General features: G+C 39.3%; 19 protein-coding genes and 1 pseudogene. All 20 read left to right on the top strand.

All coding sequences use genetic code 11. From position 1 onward, the window contains the following. Positions 1 to 31: 31 nt before the first annotated feature. Positions 32 to 961, top strand: a complete 930-nt coding sequence (gene rnz / locus GZ996_RS05990; RefSeq protein WP_161979189.1) for a ribonuclease Z — start codon at positions 32 to 34, stop codon at positions 959 to 961. After that, positions 958 to 1722 carry an SDR family NAD(P)-dependent oxidoreductase gene (locus GZ996_RS05995; RefSeq protein WP_162011588.1) on the top strand — a complete coding sequence of 255 codons (765 nt, stop codon included), beginning with the start codon at positions 958 to 960 and terminating at the stop codon, positions 1720 to 1722. The genes rnz and GZ996_RS05995 overlap by 4 nt, the downstream gene beginning before the upstream one ends. Positions 1723 to 1726: 4 nt before the next feature. Beyond that, positions 1727 to 2008 (top strand): lipopolysaccharide assembly protein LapA domain-containing protein, encoded by a 282-nt coding sequence (locus GZ996_RS06000; protein WP_156807016.1) that lies wholly within the window; start codon positions 1727 to 1729, stop codon positions 2006 to 2008. Next, complete coding sequence (locus GZ996_RS06005; RefSeq protein WP_162011589.1) at positions 2005 to 2832, top strand: glycosyltransferase family 8 protein; 828 nt, start codon at positions 2005 to 2007, stop codon at positions 2830 to 2832. Before GZ996_RS06000 ends, GZ996_RS06005 begins: the two co-directional genes overlap by 4 nt. Position 2833: 1 nt before the next feature. After that, on the top strand, positions 2834 to 3223 hold the full coding sequence (locus GZ996_RS06010; RefSeq protein ID WP_156807018.1) for a PaaI family thioesterase: 390 nt from the start codon (positions 2834 to 2836) through the stop codon (positions 3221 to 3223). Between the two features lie 17 nt (positions 3224 to 3240). Next, complete coding sequence (gene recJ, locus GZ996_RS06015; RefSeq protein ID WP_162011590.1) at positions 3241 to 5448, top strand: single-stranded-DNA-specific exonuclease RecJ; 2208 nt, start codon at positions 3241 to 3243, stop codon at positions 5446 to 5448. Positions 5449 to 5520: 72 nt separating this feature from the next. Further along, positions 5521 to 5712, top strand: a complete 192-nt coding sequence (locus tag GZ996_RS06020; RefSeq protein ID WP_156807020.1) for a hypothetical protein — start codon at positions 5521 to 5523, stop codon at positions 5710 to 5712. Next, positions 5702 to 6298, top strand: coding sequence for a GNAT family N-acetyltransferase (locus GZ996_RS06025; protein WP_161979185.1), 597 nt, complete (start codon positions 5702 to 5704; stop codon positions 6296 to 6298). The genes GZ996_RS06020 and GZ996_RS06025 overlap by 11 nt, the downstream gene beginning before the upstream one ends. A gap of 6 nt (positions 6299 to 6304) precedes the next feature. Further along, complete coding sequence (locus GZ996_RS06030; RefSeq protein WP_156807022.1) at positions 6305 to 7024, top strand: AAA family ATPase; 720 nt, start codon at positions 6305 to 6307, stop codon at positions 7022 to 7024. Between the two features lie 88 nt (positions 7025 to 7112). Continuing rightward, entirely contained in the window at positions 7113 to 8249 is a 1137-nt protein-coding gene (gene hemW, locus GZ996_RS06035; RefSeq protein ID WP_156807023.1) for a radical SAM family heme chaperone HemW, read from the top strand. After that, positions 8250 to 8873: a hypothetical protein gene (locus tag GZ996_RS06040; protein ID WP_156807024.1), complete on the top strand. Its 624-nt coding sequence runs from the start codon at positions 8250 to 8252 to the stop codon at positions 8871 to 8873. It abuts the gene before it with no gap. Between the two features lie 61 nt (positions 8874 to 8934). After that, the gene (locus tag GZ996_RS06045) at positions 8935 to 9675 is read left to right on the top strand and encodes an acyl-ACP thioesterase domain-containing protein (RefSeq protein ID WP_156807025.1); all 741 of its coding nucleotides are present in this window, start codon (positions 8935 to 8937) and stop codon (positions 9673 to 9675) included. 108 nt (positions 9676 to 9783) lie between these two features. After that, the gene (locus GZ996_RS06050; protein WP_156807026.1) at positions 9784 to 10359 is read left to right on the top strand and encodes a DUF805 domain-containing protein; all 576 of its coding nucleotides are present in this window, start codon (positions 9784 to 9786) and stop codon (positions 10357 to 10359) included. A gap of 391 nt (positions 10360 to 10750) precedes the next feature. After that, a complete protein-coding gene (gene ligA, locus GZ996_RS06055) occupies positions 10751 to 12709 on the top strand; it encodes an NAD-dependent DNA ligase LigA (RefSeq protein ID WP_156807027.1) in 1959 nt (652 codons plus the stop codon). A gap of 19 nt (positions 12710 to 12728) precedes the next feature. Then, entirely contained in the window at positions 12729 to 13751 is a 1023-nt protein-coding gene (locus tag GZ996_RS06060) for a diacylglycerol kinase family lipid kinase (RefSeq protein ID WP_156807028.1), read from the top strand. Between the two features lie 3 nt (positions 13752 to 13754). Beyond that, positions 13755 to 15950: pseudogene (gene pulA, locus GZ996_RS06065) on the top strand (type I pullulanase); the annotation flags it as partial. A gap of 169 nt (positions 15951 to 16119) precedes the next feature. Beyond that, positions 16120 to 17979 carry a 1,4-alpha-glucan branching protein GlgB gene (glgB, locus tag GZ996_RS06070; RefSeq protein ID WP_162011591.1) on the top strand — a complete coding sequence of 620 codons (1860 nt, stop codon included), beginning with the start codon at positions 16120 to 16122 and terminating at the stop codon, positions 17977 to 17979. A gap of 199 nt (positions 17980 to 18178) precedes the next feature. After that, complete coding sequence (locus tag GZ996_RS06075) at positions 18179 to 19318, top strand: glucose-1-phosphate adenylyltransferase (RefSeq protein ID WP_156807031.1); 1140 nt, start codon at positions 18179 to 18181, stop codon at positions 19316 to 19318. Continuing rightward, positions 19308 to 20441: a glucose-1-phosphate adenylyltransferase subunit GlgD gene (glgD, locus tag GZ996_RS06080; RefSeq protein ID WP_156807032.1), complete on the top strand. Its 1134-nt coding sequence runs from the start codon at positions 19308 to 19310 to the stop codon at positions 20439 to 20441. The genes GZ996_RS06075 and glgD overlap by 11 nt, the downstream gene beginning before the upstream one ends. Then, positions 20438 to 21865 carry a glycogen synthase GlgA gene (gene glgA, locus GZ996_RS06085; protein WP_162011592.1) on the top strand — a complete coding sequence of 476 codons (1428 nt, stop codon included), beginning with the start codon at positions 20438 to 20440 and terminating at the stop codon, positions 21863 to 21865. The genes glgD and glgA overlap by 4 nt, the downstream gene beginning before the upstream one ends. Positions 21866 to 22519 lie beyond the last annotated feature (654 nt).

The raw sequence follows: 22519 nt of genomic DNA on the forward strand, positions 1-22519 counted from the left end.
CGTAGGTTTGCCCTACGATTAGTATGATAAGATGGAATTACAGTTCTTAGGAACAGGGGCAGGGCAGCCTGCAAAACAACGTAATGTCTCAAGTTTAGTGTTGAAATTATTGGATGAGATTAACGAAATTTGGATGTTTGACTGTGGTGAAGGGACTCAACGTCAGATTTTGGAAACAACGATTAAGCCTCGTAAGGTTAAGAAAATTTTTATCACACATTTGCATGGAGACCATGTTTTGGGGTTGCCAGGATTCCTTGCCAGTCGTGCTTTTCAAGCTAGTGAAGAGCAGACAGATTTGGATATTTATGGTCCGCTAGGTATTCGTCAATTTGTCTTGACCAGTCTCAAAGTAACAGGGTCACGTCTGCCCTACCGTATTAATTTTTATGAATTTGATCGACAGAATTTGGGTAAAATATTGGAAACAGACAAGTTTATTGTTTACGCTGAACAATTAGATCATAGCATTTTTTGTATGGGTTATCGTGTCATGCAGAAAGATTTGGAAGGAACTCTTGATGCGGAAGCTCTAAAAGTAGCAGGTGTTCCTTTTGGTCCTCTTTTTGGTAAAGTTAAAAATGGTGAAGACATTACCTTAGAAGACGGAACAAAAATCATTGCAAAGGATTATATTTCAGAGCCTAAAAAAGGAAAAATCATCACTATTTTAGGAGATACAAGACAAACTGATGCTAGTGTCCGTCTTGCTCTTGGAGCAGATGTCTTGGTACATGAATCCACTTATGGAAAAGGGGATGAGAAAATTGCTCGAAGTCATGGGCATTCAACTAACATGCAAGCAGCAGAGGTGGCAAAAGCAGCGTCAGCCAAACGTCTTTTACTCAACCATGTTTCGGCACGTTTTCTTAGCCGTGATTGCAGGCAGATGGAGCGCGATGCGTCAGCCATTTTCAAAAATGTCCATGTGGTGAAAGATTTTGAGGAGATTGAGATTTGAGAATTGTTGCTATCACAGGAGCTTCTGGTGGAATTGCAGAGCAACTCATTAAACAATTGCCAGAAGAAGATATGCTTCTTCTTCTCGGGCGGAGTGAGGAGCGCCTAGCAGAGCTTTACAAGGAACGTCAAAATAAACGTTGTATCGGTCTTGACATTACTGATGATACTGCTGTTGAAAATTTTATCAATCAGGTTTATCAAGAATTTGGTCGAATTGATGTTCTTATCAATAATGCTGGCTATGCCGTATATAAAAATTTTGAAGCATTTTCCATGACTGAAATTCGTGACATGTTTGATGTGAATACCTTTGCTAGCATGAATTTTTGCCGTCTCGTTGGTGGTAAGATGAAGGAAGCAAAATCAGGTCATATCATCAATATTGTCTCCATGTCAGGTTATATGGCTACAGGACAATCGTCCATTTATTCAGCGAGCAAATTTGCCATGATTGGCTATTCAGATACCCTTCGTTTGGAATTAGCCCCCCATGGTGTATTTGTCACGACTGTTAATCCAGGTCCTGTTGCGACAAAATTCTTTGACCAAGCAGACCCAAGTGGTGCTTATCTCGATAGTGTCAAAGCTTTTACCTTACAGCCTGATGTGGTTGCGGCTAAAATTGTAAACATTCTTGGAAAGAAAAAACGTCAGTTGAACATGCCGCTTGCCCTAAATGCAGCTCATAAAGCCTACACGCTGTTTCCAACTATTGCTGATTTTTTAGCAGGGACCGTGTTTAATTTGAAAGTGAAGTAATAAGATGCGTAAAAATGTAACGGTGGGACTCTTAGTAGCGTCCGTTGGCTTAACAGCCTTGTTGTCTATTGCCAATATCCAATCTGTGACAGTCAATTATTTATTTGGAACGTTTAAGTTGCCTTTGATTTTACTGATTTTGCTTTCAGTTGGTTTAGGAATGTTCATTCAATTTCTGCTCGGCTTTTTCAAAAACATGAGCTTACGCCAAGAAATCAAAAAACTTAAAGAGGAACAAGTCAAGGTTAAGGATACGTTGACTGAAAAGGAAGTGACGGCCAAGTGACTCAACCAATCAATTTGCTTTTTTCAATCAATGATGGCTATGTGAATCAGTTCAAGGTTACTCTATATTCTGTAGTGAAAAATGCAAGTCGTAAGGATTTTCATGTTTACATTTTGCAAAAACCTTTGTTGGAACGACATGAAGAAGTGAAGGCCTACTGTGATAAATTGGGCGTCATCTACACGCCTGTTGTGATAGATGAGCAAGCTTTTGAAAATGCTCCAACAACAAATCGCTATCCTGAAACGATTTATTACCGTCTATTGGCGCATGAGTATTTACCAGAAAAGTTAGAAAGAATGCTCTATTTGGATGCTGATATTCTTTGTATCAATGACTTGGTTCCACTTTACGACATGGATTTAGGCCAAAAGTTGTATGCTGCTGCTAGCCATACGGAAGATTCCGATATTACTGATGCGATCAATCGCCTGCGATTAGGGAACTATGAGTCGGCCTCCTACTTTAATTCAGGCGTGCTTCTAATGAATTTAACGACTATTCGTCAGAGAGTTAACCGTTCAGATATGATGTCCTATATTGCTGAGAAAGGAAACCTTCTTTTTCTTCCCGACCAAGATGTTCTTACTGCCTTATATGGACATGACATTGAGCTTATTCCAGATGATATTTATAATTATGATGCTCGTTATTTTTTGATTTATAGGGCCAAAAGCAAAGCTGATCACGGATTGGACTGGGTGATAGAACATACTGTCTTTTTACATTTTTGTGGGCGAGACAAGCCTTGGAAAAAAGGACATCGAAATGTATTTGCAAGCCTATACAAACATTATTGGCATTTAACAAAGAAAGAAGAATAAAATGGATATTTTATTACACGAAATTAGAGTTTTTGAAAATTATGAGGTAAAAAAAGCAGAGGCAGGGCATATTATTGTTGATACCAAGGTGGTAGACGGTTCCTTAAACTACTATGGCAACGCCCACGGTGGTTATTTATTTACCCTATGCGACCAGATTTCTGGTTTGGTTTCACGATCATTGGGTGCTAATGCAGTGACTCTACAATCAAATATCAATTACCTGCGTGCTGCTCATCTGGGAGATGTTTTAACTGTTGAAGGGCGTTGCATTCACAATGGACGTACTACAAAAATAGTTGATACGGTGGTTGCTAATGATAAGGGAGATGTTATCACTAAAGCGAGTTTCACCATGTTTGTCACAGATAAACCAGCAGGAGATGCCTAAGGCGGTGTATGTTAAGTATGATTACTTCAAAATTTGATTGGAAAATCATGGATAAAATGCCCGATGAGGGCTTTTTAAAAGTTGCTAAAAAAGCAGGTCTGACCAAGACAGCTGCTGGTATTGCTTTTGAGCGAGGTATTGATAATGAAGAAAAGTTAGCTGATTTTTTAGGAGCTGATTTGTCACATTTACACGATCCCTACCTGCTAAACGATATGGATAAGGCGGTAGCACGAATTAGGTCTGCGATTGAAACTGGTGAACAAATTCTCATCTATGGTGACTATGATGCTGATGGTATGACCAGCGCAAGCATTGTCAAAGAAACCCTAGAGATGATGGGAGCAGAGGTTCAAGTTTATCTTCCTAACCGTTTTACTGATGGTTACGGTCCAAATCTTAGTGTTTACAAGTATTTTATCGAGCAACAAGGGATTTCTCTAATTGTGACGGTGGATAATGGCGTAGCGGGACACGAGGCAATTGCTTATGCACAAGGTCAGGGAGTTGACGTTATCGTTACCGATCACCACAGCATGCCAGCAGAGCTACCAGAAGCATTTGCGACTGTTCATCCTGAGCATCCAGAAGCAGATTACCCCTTTAAACACCTTGCTGGTTGTGGTGTGGCTTTCAAATTAGCTACGGCGCTTCTTGAGAGTATTCCTACAGAATTATTAGATTTAGTTGCCATTGGGACGATTGCTGATATGGTCAGTCTGACCGATGAAAATCGTATCATGGTGAAGGTGGGACTTGCCATGATGAAACAAACGGAACGTATTGGCCTTTTAGAATTACTGAAAGTCTCTGATGTTGACCTTGAGACGATAAATGAAGATACGGTTGGTTTTACCATTGCACCGCAGCTAAATGCCTTGGGGCGTCTGGATGATCCAAATCCAGCGATTAACTTGTTGACAGGATTTGATGATGAAGAAGCCCAGGCGATTGCCCTCATGATTAAAGATAAAAATGAGGAACGTAAAGCGCTAGTTCAACAAATTTTTGATGAGGCTGTTACCATGATTGACCCTGAAAAGCCTGTTCAAGTGTTGGCTAAGGAAGGCTGGCATCCAGGTGTATTAGGAATTGTAGCAGGTCGGATTTTAGAGCAAATCAGTCAGACTGTTGTAGTTCTCAATATTGAAAATGGCTCTGCTAAAGGTTCAGCCCGTAGCCTTGAAAGTCTGGATATTTTTGCAGCGCTTGATGACCATCGTGATATCTTTACAGCTTTTGGTGGTCATAGCGGAGCTGCTGGAATGACTCTTCCTGAGGAAAACCTTGAGAGGTTGTCCGAAATTCTTTGCAACTATGTGGTTGACAATCAGATAGACATTTCTGTCAAAAATAGTTTAACGGTTGATGAAGAGCTTGATTTGTCTGATTTAAGTTTAGAAACCCTTAAATCAATGGATAAACTAGCCCCATTTGGAATGGACAATAAAAAACCTGTTTTTTGGCTTAAAGATTTCAAGGTTACTCAGGCTCGTACCATGGGACAAAATAATGCTCACCTCAAATTGAAGGTCAGTCAAAATGGGTCGGATTACGATGTGGTCGCTTTTCACCAAGGTAGTCTTGTTCAAGAGTTTCAGCAGGCGCAGGATTTAGAACTTGCGGTGACACTCTCGGTAAACGTTTGGAACGGTGCAATAACACTGCAACTGATGTTAGTTGATGCGCGTGTTAATGGCGTTCAGCTCTTTGATATTCGTGCTAAGTCAGCCCAGTTGCCAGCTGATGTTCCTGATATTTTTTCAGCTGAAAATAGCAAAGCCGTTGTGGTGACTGATTTACCAGCTGTAGAAGAATTGAGAAATCTTTTTGAGCATAGGGACTTTGAGGCTATTTATTTTAAGAATACCATTAAAGACCCATATTACTTGACAGGATTTGGTACGCGTGAGCAATACGCAAAGCTCTACAAAACGATTTACCAATTTCCAGAGTTTGATGTGCGTTACAAGCTCAAGGAGCTCAGCCATTTCCTAAAAATCGAAAGTATTTTACTGGTCAAAATGATTCAAATCTTTGATGAGTTAGGCTTTGTCACAATTACAGACGGTGTTATGACAGTCAATAAAGACGCGCAAAAACGAGAGATTGCTGATAGTCAGATTTACCAAGAATTAAAAGCAACAGTGAAATACCAAGAACTCATGGCACTTGGAACTCCGCAGGAAATTTACGACTGGCTAAAAACAGAAAACACACTCTAACAAACATCAAAAGCACGGCATCAGGTCGTGTTTTTTGATATAATAATGATAAATCAACGATGTGAGGGTAACATGAAAAACGTATTAAAATCAGATAACTGGATTACTTTCTTTTTCCTAGTGTTATACGGTGGTGGAGTTGTGGTAAATGTTAAGAGCAGTAATTTACTAATGGCAAGCCTCTGGGCAGTCTTATTTTTAATCAATCTTGGAATGCTCTTGTACCGTATTTATGGGAAGAAGGATAAGAATAATGACAGATGAGCGTGTTCAACAGCTGAGTGCGCGTTTCCCAAAAGATGTGTCAGAACATTACCAGCAAATGATTCCAGCCTATCAGAAAGGGTATGCCGACTATGTCTTTCAAACGGATCAGGAAGCTACGCAAAATCGTCGGATTAAACAACTGACGAAAACTTTTCGTGGCTATGCGACAAAACCGTATCACTACCTTCAACCTTTGTCGGCAGAGGATGCCTTACAAGTAGCCACAAGCTGGCGATTATCTCCAGAAAAACAAGATAGTCTGCTTAACCCCAAACCCAATCAACATTCTTTTCAAGTGATTAAAAATGGTCTCTTTTTCGCCTATTGTTGCGTTGAAGAGCAAAATGGCACGCTAGTTTTGGCATTTGCTATAGCGCCACAGTATAGAGACAATGGACACGGCAGAGCCTGTTACCAAGCTATTGAAGACTACCTCAAGACGTCCCTTACAGCCAATCGAATCAGTCTAAATCTATCACCAGAAGAAGCTGATAATATAAGTTTTTTAGAATCACTAGGTTTTCAAAACGTTAGTAATCAAGATGGCTATCATTTGATGACAAAACCCTTAGTAAAGGAGTGACAAAACATGATTCCACATTACCTACATGGTTTAGTGATAAATTGGGACCAGGTAGAAGCAGAGTCTTATCTACCGAAAATCCCTGCCTTAGCTAGTGTTTCTGAACTATCGTTCTCAACTCCGGTAACCTTTTTCGTCGGTGAAAATGGCTCTGGAAAATCAACTTTACTTGAAGCGATTGCAGTAGCAGATGGGTTCAATGCGGAAGGTGGCAGTCGCAATTACCGCTTTTCAACCTATGATAGTCACTCAGAACTCCATGAGGCTGTACGGTTGAAACGTGGCATCAAAAAATCATCTTGGGGTTACTTTTTGCGGGCTGAGAGCTTTTATAATGTGGCAACGCAAGAAGAACGGTATGCGACAAAGAAAAGTCCTTCTAAGGGGTACCACAAGCAGTCACATGGAGAAAGTTTTCTAAATCTCTTGCAGTCCCAATCCTTTGAAAATGGTTTCTATATTCTTGATGAGCCAGAAGCAGCCCTATCACCGCAACGCCAGCTAACACTTTTATACCATCTCCATGAGCAAGTGAAGCGAGGGAGCCAGTTTATTATTGCGACCCATTCGCCCATTTTACTTGGGTTTCCAGAGGCGAGGATTCTATCATTTGATGATGGACAGGTTCAGGAAGTGGCCTATGAAGAGTGTTCAGCTTATCAAATCACCAAACTCTTTCTCGAAGACCGTGAAAGGGTATTGCACAATCTCTTGAAAGCACCTTAACCGTTTTTTTGTGATGATTTGAGATAAGTTTTACGTGTCCGTAAATTATCTTTTAGAAAAATGAGTTACAATTTGTTATAATAGTGCCATGTTAAAAAAACCAACATCCGCATATGTGCACATTCCCTTTTGTACACAGATTTGTTACTATTGTGATTTTTCAAAAGTATTTATCAAAAATCAGCCTGTGGATGCCTATCTACAGGCTCTTATTCGTGAAATTGAGTTAGCTGATACAGGCAAACTGCGGACGCTTTACATCGGTGGGGGAACCCCAACAGCAATCACCGCTGAACAGTTAGACTATTTGCTGACGCATTTGGAAAAGATTTTGGACTTGTCGCAAGTAGAAGAGTACACCATTGAAGCTAACCCTGGAGATTTGTCTCCTGAAAAAATAGCAGTGCTTCAAAAATCACGGGTCAATCGTGTGTCATTAGGGGTTCAGACTTTCAACGATAAACACTTGAAACGCATTGGACGTAGCCACAATGAAGCACAGATTTATGACAATATTGCAGCTCTAAAACAAGCTGGTTTTGATAATATTTCCATTGATCTGATTTATGCCCTACCTGGTCAGACCATGGAAGATGTTCGTGAAAATGTTGCGAAAGCACTCGCCTTAGACATTCCTCACCTCAGCCTTTACAGTCTCATCTTAGAGCATCATACGGTCTTTATGAATAAAATGCGGCGCGGTAAACTCAATCTGCCAACAGAAGATTTAGAAGCTGAAATGTTTGATTATATCATCGCAGAGCTAGAAAAAAATGGCTTTGAGCATTATGAGATTTCTAACTTCACCAAACCAACTATGGAAAGTCGCCACAACCTCATGTATTGGGATAATGATGAATATTATGGTTTTGGTGCAGGTGCTTCTGGCTACGTTGATGGCGTGCGCTATCGTAATCGAGGGCCGATTCAGCACTACCTTAAAGCTATCACGGAAGAGGGGCATGCGAGATTATCTGAGGAATTTTTGACCAAACGTGAGATGATGGAAGAAGAGTTCTTCTTAGGTCTCCGCAAAAAATCAGGCGTCTCCATCGCACGCTTTGAAAAAAAATTCCAAGAAAACTTTGATGGATTATACGGCGAAGCAGTTAAAGAATTATTAGCAGATGGTCTTGTCCAAATTACAGACGGACGCCTCAGAATGACAAAAAAAGGCCTCTTCTTAGGCGATACGGTGGCTGAGAAATTTATTTTGGAGGTATAAATGGCGACATTTAAAAAAGTGATTGTTGACATTATTGAGCCTAAGATTCTTGAGCAACAATTAAAAACATTTGTTTTGCTAGATATGATTCTTGTTCCTAAGGAAGAGGAATGGCTTCGTTCTTATACAAAAATACCAAGCTTACCTTATTATTTGTATGATACTGGTTCGGGTGATTATTTGTCAATTCGCTTTTTTGAAGAAGGTGTTATCATTAAAGGTTTTGACCATAAAAATGAACTCAGTGTTTTTACTTTGGAAGATCAGAATAGTACTTTTGTTAAATCTATGTATCATGATGTTCCAGAACATTTGTTGTCTAGTTTCACCCAAGAAGAGCTGTTAGAAACAACATTTTGTATCTGGTATGATAAAACCACTAATTGCTGGTATCAAAATGAACATCCAACTAATGATGGTGGGAAGAATTGGTTGTTATCCAACTTGATCCATACTGCTGAATTGTGGTTAGAATGGGCAGAAGCTTACTATGAATTTGAACTAGATAAAGCAACTGTGACGGAGCTTTTTAATGGATTACCAGCATCAGAAAGTAGGATCGCAAAACTGGTACCTGATGCTAATTATCAAGCTATTTTAAAAGAAATTTCAGACCTTGTTTAACTGCGAGCTATTGATAGGAGCGCTGCCAAACTAGTAACTGATGAAAAGATGAGGAGATACAATGGGACACATTTATAAAGAAGATTTTTTTATTCCATTTGACATGGTCGATGTTAATCACAATATCAAGTTGCCAAAACTCTTGTCTTACTGCCTTTTTGTATCGGGAAAACAGTCCCATTTACTAGGGAGAAGCGATGAGTATGTGCTTGAACATTTTGGCTTGGTATGGATTATCACAGACTACGAAGTTACCATTCACCGTCTCCCACGATTTACCGAGACAATTACGATTGAGACAGAAGCCATCAGCTACAATAAATTTTTCTGTTACCGCGTGTTCAGAGTTTATGATGCTTCTGGTGAGCTACTGCTTGATATTCTGACTTACTTTGCTTTAATGGATGCCCACACACGAAAGGTTTCTCCTGTTTTACCTGAGATTGTTGACGTTTACGGCTCAGCCGTTGTCAAAAAAATCCAAAGAGCGCCTAAGATGTTACCTTTGGAAAATGCAGAGCAGACGACTTATCATGTCCGTTATTTTGACATTGATATGAATGGTCATGTGAATAATAGCATCTATCTGGATTGGATGTATGATGTGCTGGGTTATGAGTTTTTGAGTAAGCATCGTCCCGCGAAATTGCAACTCAAGTATAGTCGAGAAGTCTCACCGGGTGGTGACATTTCATCTAATGTGGTTAAGGACGGCTTGAACACCTACCACAACATTACCTCTGAAGGGCAAGTTAACGCACAAGCCATTATTGAATGGCTACCTTTAAATAATGACAATTAGTAGCGAATTGTAACATTAGGTTTTCTAATAATCATCATTTTATAGAGTAAGCAGGATTTTTATAAATGTGGTATAATATCAATTATTATATATAAAAGGGGATTTTTAATGTTTAGAGCTTATAAAAATTATTGGCTGAATTATGCTAATTTTGAAGGGAAATCAAAACGTGCTGATTTTTGGTGGGTGGTATTGTGTAATTTTTTAATTAGTTTACCGTTTGCTTTAGTTGGTTTCTTTCTATTCTTTTTTAATATCGCTAGTATAGTAGCGTCAGATCCTATGGCTTTTGAGTATATGTCTAATGAGGAGTCTGTGGTTTTTGCTTTTGAAATGTTTTCTTCTATTGTCCCAATTTTGATCATTTTTATTATTTGGTGGTTGGCTACATTGATTCCAAACTTGGCATTAGAGGTTCGCCGTTATCGTGATGCGGGCTTAAGCTGGGCCTTTATCTTTCTTAATTTAGGTGCGCTTCTTGCTTTTGTACCTGTTATTGGTTGGTTGGTGTCACTTGGATTTCATATTGCCCGCTTAGTTCTTTTGGTACAACCAAGTAAAGCGGTGCATGAAAGCGCTGATGAAGAAACAAGTTATTGGTCAACAGAACCTCTTCAAAGTGATGACTCTCATCTGGTAGAGAGTAGTCAATCTCCAGTAGAAGATACTACTTTCGGAGAATAATTATCATGATGAGGTTGGGACAAAAATATCTCAACCTTCTCTTTTTGATGGTAATAACAGATTGACGTAGTGGTTGATTGGAGGTCTGTAGCTGGACACTTCTTTCATTTTCAAGTGTCCACCTAAAATAGTCCACTGGACTATTTTAGTACTATGCAATCGTTAGCGGTCATCCTATACGAATGTGATGAACATCGTTCATCTTATTTCCAACCTCCAAAGGTCTCTCAGACCTTTGGAGCTGTGCGGAGGTGGGAGTGAAAGTGTCCAGTGGACAGTTTCAGCCTGAGCTTAGAGACCAGAGAGCGAGGGGAAGTCAATTTCTTCGAAATCATGACTTCTGTCTCACTCTCTTTTGTTTTCTTACGTGAAATTATGGTAAAATAAAACTATGATAAATCGAATGAAACAGTTGGTTGATGACCTCAATCGTTATGCTAAAGAATACTATACAAACGATGCTCCAAGTATCTCAGACAGCGAGTATGACAAACTCTATCGTGAGCTTGTTCAACTTGAAGAAGAATATCCTGAGTTGATATTGCCGAATAGTCCGACTCATCGCATCGGTGGACGTATCTTGGAAGGATTTGAGAAATTTGAACATGAGTACCCGCTTTTCTCTCTTCAAGATGCCTTTTCACGTGAAGAATTAGATGAGTTCGATAGACGTATTAAGGCTGAATTTCCTCAGGCAACTTATTTGGCAGAACTCAAAATTGACGGACTTTCCTTATCTTTAACTTATGTTGAGGGTGTGTTGCAGGTGGCTGCGACTCGTGGTGATGGTAGCATTGGTGAAAATATCACTGATAATGTTAAACGGATTAAGGATGTTCCACTCAGTTTAGCTGGTAGAGAAACGATAACAGTTCGTGGTGAGGCTTATCTGCCTCGCGCAGCTTTTGCTAAAATCAATCAAGAGCGTCAAGAAAACGGAGAGCCTGAATTTGCTAATCCTCGAAATGCTGCTGCTGGAACCTTACGCCAGCTAGATACGGCTGTGGTTGCAAAGCGTAATTTAGCAACCTTTATTTATCAAGAAGCAGGAGAAACGGCTTTTGAGACGCAAGAAGCGGTTCTTGAAGGGTTTGAAGCGCTTGGTTTTGTGGTAAATCCTCGTCGTCTTGTCACTTCATCAATGGATGACATTTGGAGTTTTATTCAAGATGTTCAATCAGAACGTGATTATCTTGCCTACGATATTGATGGGATTGTCATTAAAGTCAATAGTCTAGCAATGCAAGAGGAGCTTGGTTTTACCGTGAAAGCGCCTCGTTGGGCAGTTGCTTACAAGTTTCCAGCTGAGGAAAAAGAGGCAGAGCTGCTTTCAGTGGATTGGCAAGTGGGGCGTACGGGTGTGATTACGCCAACAGCAAATCTCAGTCCTGTCCAATTAGCAGGGACAACAGTTTCTCGAGCGACCCTACATAATGTTGACTACATTGCTGAAAAAGATATTCGCATCGGTGATACAGTTATTGTTTATAAAGCTGGCGATATTATTCCAGCGGTATTGCGAGTAGTAGATAGCAAGCGCAAGAGTCAAGAAACGATGGAGATTCCAAGCGCCTGTCCCTCTTGTCAATCAGAATTAGTGCATTATGAGGATGAGGTTGCACTTCGTTGTATCAATCCGTTGTGTCCGAGTCAAGTGCAACGACGTTTAGAGCATTTTGCGAGCCGTGATGCCATGAATATTGCTGGCTTGGGAAGTTCTATCGTTGAAAAATTGTTTAAGGCTAATCTCATTCATGATGTGGCAGATATTTACCGCTTGACGGTAGAGGATTTGCTGACTTTGGAAGGATTTAAAGACAAATCAGCTGAAAAACTTTATGTGGCCATTCAAACCTCTAAAACCAATTCAGCTGAGAAGTTGCTCTTTGGCCTTGGTATTCGTCATGTAGGTGGCAAAGTTTCCAAACTTCTTTTGGAAGTCTTTGAAAATGTGCCCGCGCTAGCAGAAGCAGAGGAAGAAGCCATTGCCTCAATAGAAGGAGTTGGTGGTGTGATTGCAAAGAGCCTGCGCAGCTATTTTGCAAAAAATGAAAGCCAACTGCTCCTCAAAGAACTCGCAGACTATGGTGTTAATTTATCTTATTTAGGTAAGAAGGTAGCGCAAGATGCGGCCCTTTCGGGGATGACAATTGTTTTGACAGGTAAGTTAGAACAAATGGGACGCAAAGAAGCTAAGGAAAAATTGGAAAATTTAGGTGCTAAGGTAACGGGCTCTGTTTCTAAAAAAACAGACTTAGTAGTTGCTGGTAGCGATGCAGGAAGTAAGCTAATCAAAGCTCAGGAGTTAGGAATTAGAGTAGAAAATGAGACTTGGTTGCTAGACTTATAGAGATAGAAAAAGTGATAATATGGAAAAACAACGCAAACGTGCCCGTTTAATCTATAACCCAACATCAGGGCAAGAAATCATGAAAAAAAATGTTGCTGAGGTCCTTGATATTTTAGAAAGTTTTGGCTATGAAACGTCTGCTTTTCAGACAACCGCAGAAAAAAATTCTGCCATGGATGAGGCTACTCGCGCCGGGCTCTTGGGTTTTGATCTTGTGATTGCTGCAGGTGGAGATGGAACAATCAATGAAGTGGTTAATGGCATTGCCCCTCTCGAAAAACGTCCAGCTATGGCTATTATTCCAACAGGAACAACTAATGATTTTGCCCGTGCTTTAAAAATTCCACGTGGTAATCCTGTTGAGGCAGCCAAAATGATTGGTAAGAATCAAACTATTGCTATGGACGTCGGTCGTGCCTACGGTGAACGTTATTTTATTAACATTGCAGCTGCGGGAAGTCTTAGTGAGTTGACTTATAGCGTTCCTAGTCAGTTAAAAACCATGTTTGGTTATTTAGCTTACTTAGCTAAAGGTGTGGAATTGTTGCCACAAATTAGCAATGTCCCTGTCAAAATCACGCATGATGACGGTGTGTTTAAAGGAGAGGTTTCTATGATTTTTGCTGCCATCACTAATTCTGTAGGTGGCTTTGAGCAGATTGCCCCAGATGCAAAATTAGATGACGGTAATTTTACACTCATTCTTGTAAAAACGGCTAATTTGATGGAAATCCTGCATTTGATTCGATTGGTTTTAGATGGCGGAAAACACATAACAGATAAACGTATCGAATATCTTAAAACAAGTTATATTAAAATTGAACCTCAAAGCGATAAGCGCATGATGATTAATTTGGATGGTGAGTATGGTGGAGACGCCCCAATTGTTTTAGAAAATCTTAAAAATCACATCACTTTTTTTGCCAATACAGATGATATTTCAGACGATGCTCTTGTCTCAGATGATGAACGAGAATTTGAAGAATTTGCTTACCGATTTACTCATGAAGTGGAGGATTTGGAAAAGGAGAACAGTCACTAAATGATATCTAATACAACAGTTGTTCACTTCCATAGTAAATGGGAAAACTATTTTGATTTAAGTTTATGGCAGTGGCAAATAGGAGACCTTGGACACGAGACATTTTTTAGCCTTTTTGATAGTTTTGGGGTTAAGGCAACATTGACTTATCCTGCTCCGCATTTTCTTAATGAGGTAGGGGTACTTATTAAAAAAAAAGACTGGTCTTCTAAAACAAAAGATTATCATATTCATCGGCATGTTGGTCTTGATAAAACAGAGGTGTGGTTGGTTGATGGTGATGAAACGGTTTATTATTCAAGGCAAGCAGCAATAGCTAGCCCTTATTATGGGAGACGCCAATCTCATGCCTTTGATATGGGAATCAATAGCAAAGCTTTTGATAGAGAGTGGGGATTTGACGGTTGGTTGGGGTTTCAATACCATCAGGATGCTACTGATTTTAGGCTTTGGGCTCCTACTGCAGAAGCGGTTGAATTAGTGCTATATTCTTCGACCAATAAAGATGCGAGTGTGGCAGAAGTTCATTCTATGTTCAGAGGAAAGCATCGAAACCCGGATAACCATAAAGAAAATACTCACGGTGTCTGGTCTATTAGCCTCTCGGGAGATTACAATTTCACGGCTTACAGCTACCGCATCCATTACCGTAAGCGGACTTTTAAGGATAGTCGCGATCCATACAGTATTGCGACAACAGCGGATAGTAAGAGATCAATTATTGTTTCTGAACGTGATCGTACACCACATGATTTCACGGTGACGCATGGTAAACAAGCACCTTGGAGAGTATCTAATCCCAATCAAGCTGTTATTTGTGAAATGCATATCCGTGACTTTACCAAGTCTGAGACTTCTGGCGTTGATGATGACAAACGCGGTAAGTTTCTTGGTGCAATTCAAAAAGGCACAACCAATGTATTTGGTGATGCCACAGGATTTGATTATATCAAACAAATGGGCTATAGCTATGTCCAACTACAACCAATATTTGACCATCATCAAATGATTTTAGAGGATGGAACTTATGTTTACAACTGGGGTTATGATCCTGAAAATTACAATGTTCCAGATGCTAGTTTGACGTCAAATCCTGATGAGCCCGCAACACGTATTTTAGAATTAAAAGAACTGATTCAGGCATACCATAAAGCGGGTATTGGGGTGATTTTAGACGTGGTCTACAATCATACCTACTCAACAGAAGATTCTGCTTTTCAATTAACGGTTCCAGACTATTATTATCGGATGAATGCAGACGGATCTTTCCAAAACGGTTCTGGTTGTGGGAATGAAACGGCTTCTGAAAAGGAAATGTTCCGTAAGTACATGATTGATTCATTAATATTTTGGGTCCGAGAGTACGGCGTTGATGGCTTTCGTTTTGACTTGATGGGTTTGCATGATGTGACAACGATGCAGCTTATCCGCTCTGCAATGGACCAGATTGACCCTAATATTCTTCTTTATGGAGAAGGTTGGGATATGGGAGTTGGATTGATGCCAGAGGACAAGGCTAAAAAAGGCAATGCAGCACAAATGCCTGGAATTGGTTTTTTCAATGATGATTCACGTGACGCCATTAAGGGTGCAGAAGTTTATGGTTACTTTGAAAAAGGTTTTGTTTCAGGCGAAGCGACAGAGGATGTCCTTGCGAAAGCTTTTTTAGGTAGTGATGAGTTAAATCACTATGTCACGCCTAGCCAGGTGGTCAATTACGTTGAAGCGCACGATAATTATAATCTTAATGACCTCATGTGGCACCTTCACCCAAATGATGACATGGAGGCCCATAAAAGGCGTATTGCACTTGCTAGTAAGATGAATTTAACACTACAAGGTATTTGTTTTATGCAGTTAGGTCAAGAATTTATGCGAACGAAACTTTATCCAACAGGAGAAAATGGAGAATTGACTCAAGAGGATAAGGAAAGAGCGATGAATTCTTACAATTCTCCAGATGAAGTGAATCAAGTGGATTGGAAACTAGTAACAGAACATGCGGATTTAATCTCTGAAATTCGTCAATTTATACTAGAAAAGAAAGAAAATCCTATTTTTTCAATTAGTGAATTTCCGAAGATTCGTGAAATGGTATTTGTTGAGTGTGCGGTACCAGGTAGTGGTGAACTGGTTGTTCGCTATGCTGGACGGCAGAAATATTCTTTAAAACTGAACAATATTGAAAAAACTTTGGAATTTTCATGACAAATAAACAAAAATATGTTAAACTTAATTTAAAGCGTTTTCCTAAAAAGAAAACAGGAACATTGAATTGGGGATAATCTTAGAATGATAAGATTATCCCCATTTTTTATCTAGTGAATTTGTTATTAAAGAGATTAGTTTTAAAGAGTAGGAGGGATGTATGGACGATAAAGATCGGATTTATCAGTTTGGCATGGGAGAAAATTTTCACGCTCAGAACTATTTAGGAGCACATCCTAAAGAACAAGGATATCAGTTTCGAGTATGGGCTCCAAATGCCAAAGAAGTAGCCGTTATTGGTGATTTTACAAACTGGACGGCTCAGCCTTTTCCATTAGAAAAAAATGAAGCTGGGGTTTGGGAGGGACATGTTGCAGAGGCAAAAACAGGTCAGCTTTACAAATATCTGGTGACACGACATAATGGTCAACAGGTTGAAAAACTAGATCCTTTTGCCTACTATCTAGAAGAACGTCCAAGTACTGCTGCAATATTACGCCCATTTTCAGAATACAAGTGGAAAGATGGGCTTTGGATGGGACGCCGCAAACGGTTTGGATTTAAAAAACGTCCCGTCAATATCTATGAAGTCCATGCTTCATCTTGGAAGAAAGGGATGACCTTCAAAGAGTTAACAAAAGAACTGATTCCTTATCTTACTAAGATGAATTATACTCATGTGGAATTTATGCCGCTGATGGCTCACCCACTAGGAGCTTCATGGGGTTATCAATTGATGGGGTACTTTGCTTTTGAGCATACCTACGGTACACCAGAGGATTTTCAAGAATTTGTTGATACTTGTCATCAACATAATATCGGGGTCATTGTCGATTGGGTGCCAGGGCATTTCACTCAAAATGATGATGCCTTAGCCTATTTTGATGGAACACCTACTTTTGAATATCAGGATCCTGATCGGGCAAAAAATTTACGTTGGGGAGCTTTAAATTTTGATTTAGGAAAAAATCAAGTTCAGTCTTTCTTAATATCATCTGCTCTATTTTGGATTGAACATTATCACATTGATGGAATACGGGTAGATGCTGTTTCCAATATGCTTTACAGAGACTATGATGAGGGACCTTGGACACCAAATATTTATGGAGGAAATCGTAACCTTGAGGGATATAACTTCCTACGTCGTCTGAATGGTATCGTGAAAGATAGGCATCCTGATGTAATGATGATTGCTGAGGAATCAACTGCTTCAACGCCAATTACAAAATGTTTAGAAGAAGATGGTCTTGGATTTGATTATAAGTGGAACATGGGATGGATGAATGACATTCTACGTTTCTATGAAAGTGATCCCATCTATCGACAGTATGATTTTAACTTGGTTACCTTTAGCTTTATGTACTGTTTTAATGAACAATTTGTTCTACCATTTTCACATGATGAAGTGGTGCATGGTAAAAAATCTCTGATGCATAAAATGTGGGGTAATCGTTACAATCAATTGGCAGGCTTGCGAAATCTTCTCGCTTATCAAATCTGTCATCCGGGGAAAAAATTACTTTTCATGGGTTCTGAATTTGGTCAATTTTTAGAGTGGAAGTATGACTATCAAGTAGAATGGGACAATCTTTCTGAAGAGGACCAATTAAATCAAAAAATGCAAGATTTCACCAGTCATTTAAATCGTTTTTACAAGGACCATAGAGCTCTTTGGCAAAATGATGACAATTATGATGGTCTTGAAATCATTGATGCAGATAATAAGTCAGAAACAGTGCTCAGCTTTATTCGTAAAGATGATAAGGGAGACCTGTTAGTTTGTGTCTTTAATATGACCCCAGTAGAACGTAAGGATTTCACCATAGGTGTCCCTATTTCAGGCATTTATGAGGAAGTATTAAATACGGAAATGGAAAATTTTGGAGGTGTTTGGAAGGAACATAACCCACTGACCCGCACACAGCAAAATCAATGGAAGGATTACCAGCACACGCTGAGCTTTACTTTACCAGCCCTTGGAGCCAGTGTTTGGAAAATCAAACGGAAGTTGAAAAAATAGTTTTTCTTAGCTTATATCTGTTTTTAGTGATTACTTAATTTCAGATATCCCTTTTGTCGTTTCGCTTAAAGAGAAAACAGAAAAATGAGTTTTAATGTTTATCCAAAAGCATGCTTGCAGACACTTTTTAGGAAAGAGAAGATAATCTCTAGCTTAAGAATAGTCTCACAATGTACTTTCATCGAAGGAAGGAAACAATATGAAAAATGAAATGTTAGCCCTAATCCTTGCCGGTGGGCAAGGAACTCGTCTTGGTAAGTTGACTCAAAGCATTGCTAAGCCAGCTGTGCAATTTGGTGGACGCTACCGTATTATTGATTTTGCTTTGTCAAATTGTGCCAATTCAGGGATTAATAATGTCGGTGTTATCACCCAATACCAACCCCTTGCGCTCAATAGCCATATCGGAAATGGTTCTTCATGGGGGTTAGATGGTATTGATAGTGGAGCAACAATCTTACAACCTTACTCAGCTACAGAAGGTAACCGTTGGTTTTTAGGCACCAGTCATGCCATTTATCAAAATATTGACTATATTGATAGCATTAATCCAGAATACGTTTTAATCCTATCTGGTGACCACATTTATAAAATGGACTATGATGATATGCTCCAAACCCACAAAGACCATCAAGCTAGCTTGACTGTTGCGGTTATTGATGTTCCTTTAAAGGAAGCTAGTCGTTTTGGTATTATGAATACAGATACTAATGACCGTATCGTTGAATTTGAAGAAAAACCTGCTAATCCAAAATCAACCAAAGCTTCTATGGGGATTTATATTTTCAATTGGGATAAACTCCGTAAAATGTTGGTAGATGCTGAAAAAAATGGTGTGGACATGTCAGACTTTGGTCAAAATGTTATCCCGGCTTATCTTGATCAAGGTGAGGCCGTGTATACTTACAACTTTGCGGGTTATTGGAAAGATGTTGGTACCATTGAATCACTTTGGGAAGCCAATATGGAATACATCGGTGAAGACAATCAACTCAATAGTCGAGACCGTTCTTGGAAAATCTATTCTAAAAACCATATTGCGCCACCAAACTTTATTACTGATACTGCAAATGTCAAAGACAGTCTAGTTGTCGATGGTTGTTTTGTCGCTGGTGATGTTGATCATTCTATCTTGTCAACGAATGTTAAAGTTGAAGAAGGTGCAGTGGTTAAAGATAGTTTCATCATGAGTGGTGTAACGATAAAAGCCGGTGCCAAGATTACACGTGCTATTATTGGCGAAGGTGCAGTTATTAGTGAAAATGTTGAAATTGATGGAACAGAAGATGTTCAAGTAGTAGGCTACGATGAAGTAGTGGGGGTGCCAAATGAAGATTGATAAATACACAGCTATTTTAGGAAATACGATCGGTTATCCAGATATGGAAAGCTTGACAGCGAATCGACCATTGGCTAACTTGCCATTTGATGGGAAATATCGTTTGATTGACTTCCAGTTGTCTAGTATTGCAAATGCTGGTATCAGAAGTGTCTACGGTATTTTCCGTGGTCAAAATATTAGATCTATCTTTGACCATATTCGCTCAGGACGTGAATGGGGTCTCAATACCCTTCTTAGTCATTATTTCTTAGGTTTTTATAATACCGATGATGAGAGCAAGACTGCAGATGCTGATTACTATGACCAAATTCTAAATTATTTGAAACGTTCTGGTTCAGATCAAACGGTTTACATGTCTTGTGATATCTTAGCCAATATCAATTTAAAACAGGTTCTTCATGTGCATTCAGCGAATAAGCGTGAAATGACTGTTATTTATAAAAAAGTAGCAAAATCAAGTCTCTCATCTGATAATGAGCTTCTTGCCATTGATGAAAAAGATACTGTTGTTGGGAAAATTGCTGTTGAGAAAAGTGATGAGCCGGTTCCAATGTCGGCAGATATGTATGTGGTAAACACACCTTATCTGATTAAAAAATTAGAAGAGGAAGCTCAAAAAGAGAATCCACGTAAAATTCGTTTTGTACTCCGCGATTTAATTGTAGAAGCTGGTGCATTGGCATTTGAACACACTGGTTATCTCGCTAACATTACGTCTGTTAAATCTTACTATGATGCCAATATGGACATGCTTGATTCACAGAAATTTTATACCCTTTTCTACGGCAATCAAAAAGTTTACACAAAAGTAAAAAATGAAGAATCTACTTACTTTGATGACATGTCAACGGTAACGAACTCGCAATTTGCATCTGGTTCGATTATAAAAGGAACGGTTGAGCATTCCATTATTTCTCGTTCTTGTCGAGTTGAAGAGGGAGCAACCGTAGCTCATTCTGTAGTTTTTCCTAAAGTAAAAATTGGAGATGGAGCCACAGTTGAATATGCCATTATTGATAAGAATGTTACCGTACCAGCGGGTGTGACGCTTCGTGGTTCAGCTGAAAAACCGCTTGTTATTGCAAAAAATCTCGAAATCACAGGAGATATTATTCAATGAAAATCATGTTTGTAGCGGCAGAAGGAGCGCCTTTTGCCAAAACAGGTGGGTTGGGAGATGTTATTGGAGCACTCCCAAAGTCCCTTATTAAAAAAGGGCATGAAGTCGCAGTTGTTTTACCTTATTACGATCTTGTCGCTCATAAATTTGGGGATCAAGTAGAGGATATTCTCTATTTTTACACCACTCTTAGTTGGCGCCGTCAATATGTTGGTGTTAAACGTATTATTCAGGACGGGGTCACCTTTTATTTCATTGACAATGAGCAGTATTTCCACCGTGGAAAAGTTTACGGAGAATGGGATGATGGTGAACGCTTTGCTTTCTTCCAATTAGCTGCGCTAGAAATGATGGAAAAAGTTGACTTTATTCCAGATATTCTTCACATCCACGATTATCATACAGCGATGATTCCCTATCTTTTAAAAGAGAAGTACCATTGGATTAATGCCTATAAGGACATTAAAACAGTTTTTACCATTCATAACATCGAGTTTCAAGGTCAATTTGATTCTGGTATGCTCGGAGATCTCTTTGGCGTTGGAGATGAACGCTATGTTGATGGTACATTGCGTTGGAATAATTGTCTCAACTGGATGAAGGCTGCGGTGCTTTATAGTGATCGTGTCACGACGGTTTCACCAAGTTATGCGGAGGAAATTAAAACCTCAGCTTTCGGTAAAGGTCTTGACCAAATCATGCGCATGGAATCAGGCAAATTAACGGGTATTGTCAATGGTATTGATACGGAACTCTTCAATCCAGAAACGGACAAACTTATTCCACATCATTTTTCAATCAACGACTTATCTGGTAAAACAAAGAATAAATTAGCATTGCAGGAACGCTTAGGATTACCTATTCGTGAACATGTCCCTGTTATTGGTATGGTTTCTCGTCTTACAGATCAAAAAGGATTTGATTTAGTCGTCAATGAATTGCATAATATTTTGCAAAATGATGTCCAAATCATTCTTTTAGGAACAGGTTATGCGGAATATGAAAATGCCTTTTCATGGTTTGGTAATGCCTATCCAGATAAAGTATCTTCTAATATCACCTTTGACTTAGAATTGGCGCAACAAATTTATGCTAGTTCAGATATCTTCCTCATGCCTTCAGCGTTTGAACCATGTGGTTTATCACAAATGATGTCGATGCGTTATGGAACACTACCAATTGTATCAGAGGTAGGTGGTCTTCGTGATACTGTTCAACCTTATAATGCTTATGATAAGACAGGAACAGGTTTTAGCTTTGGAGAATTTTCAAGTTACTGGATGTGTAAGACAATTGAATTAGCTTTAGACATCTATTATGATAATCCAGAAGATTGGAAACAACTTCAACTTAATGCGATGACTAAAGATTTTTCTTGGGACACAGCATGTGAAGCTTATCTGGAATTATATAAAACGCTTTAATGACGAACGTTGATAGAAGGACATCCCTTTCCAAAAGACAAGGGGTGTTTCTTTAGATATAATGAATGAGAAAGAGACTTTCTATTTTTAATAAGTATAACCTATTGTGCCAGTTAAATTTATTTCAACAGACTTGCATTACAAATAATAGAGGTATCTGAAGCTACCGAACACTATTGTTTGAGTTTCTTTTTTACATAGTTACATAGATATCACTTAAACAGTATAACTATATGCAGATACAGTAATCAAGGGCGACGAAGTCGCCACATCCAGCACTTTCTGCAGTGGTGAGAGTGTGTGAGACAAAAATCGTTAAATCGCCACAAAATGACGATTTCGATTTTCCTTGCTCTCTGGTTTATAAGCTCAGGCTGAAACTGTCCACTGGACAGTTTCACTCCCACCTCCGCACAGTTCCAAAGGTCTGGGACACCTTTAGAGGTTGGAAATAAGATGAACGACGTTCATCACATTCGTATAGGACGGCCGCTAACGATTGCGTGGTACTAAAATAGTCCAGTGGACTATTTTAGGTGGACACTTGAAAATGAAGAGGTGTCCAGTTGTAAACTTCTAATCAACCACTGCGTCAAATTAATCTCTACACTAAAATTTAAGGGGTTGGGATATTCTGTCTCACTCTCGATAGGG

Source organism: Streptococcus sp. S784/96/1, from assembly GCF_902729355.1.
Lineage (GTDB): Bacteria > Bacillota > Bacilli > Lactobacillales > Streptococcaceae > Streptococcus > Streptococcus caledonicus.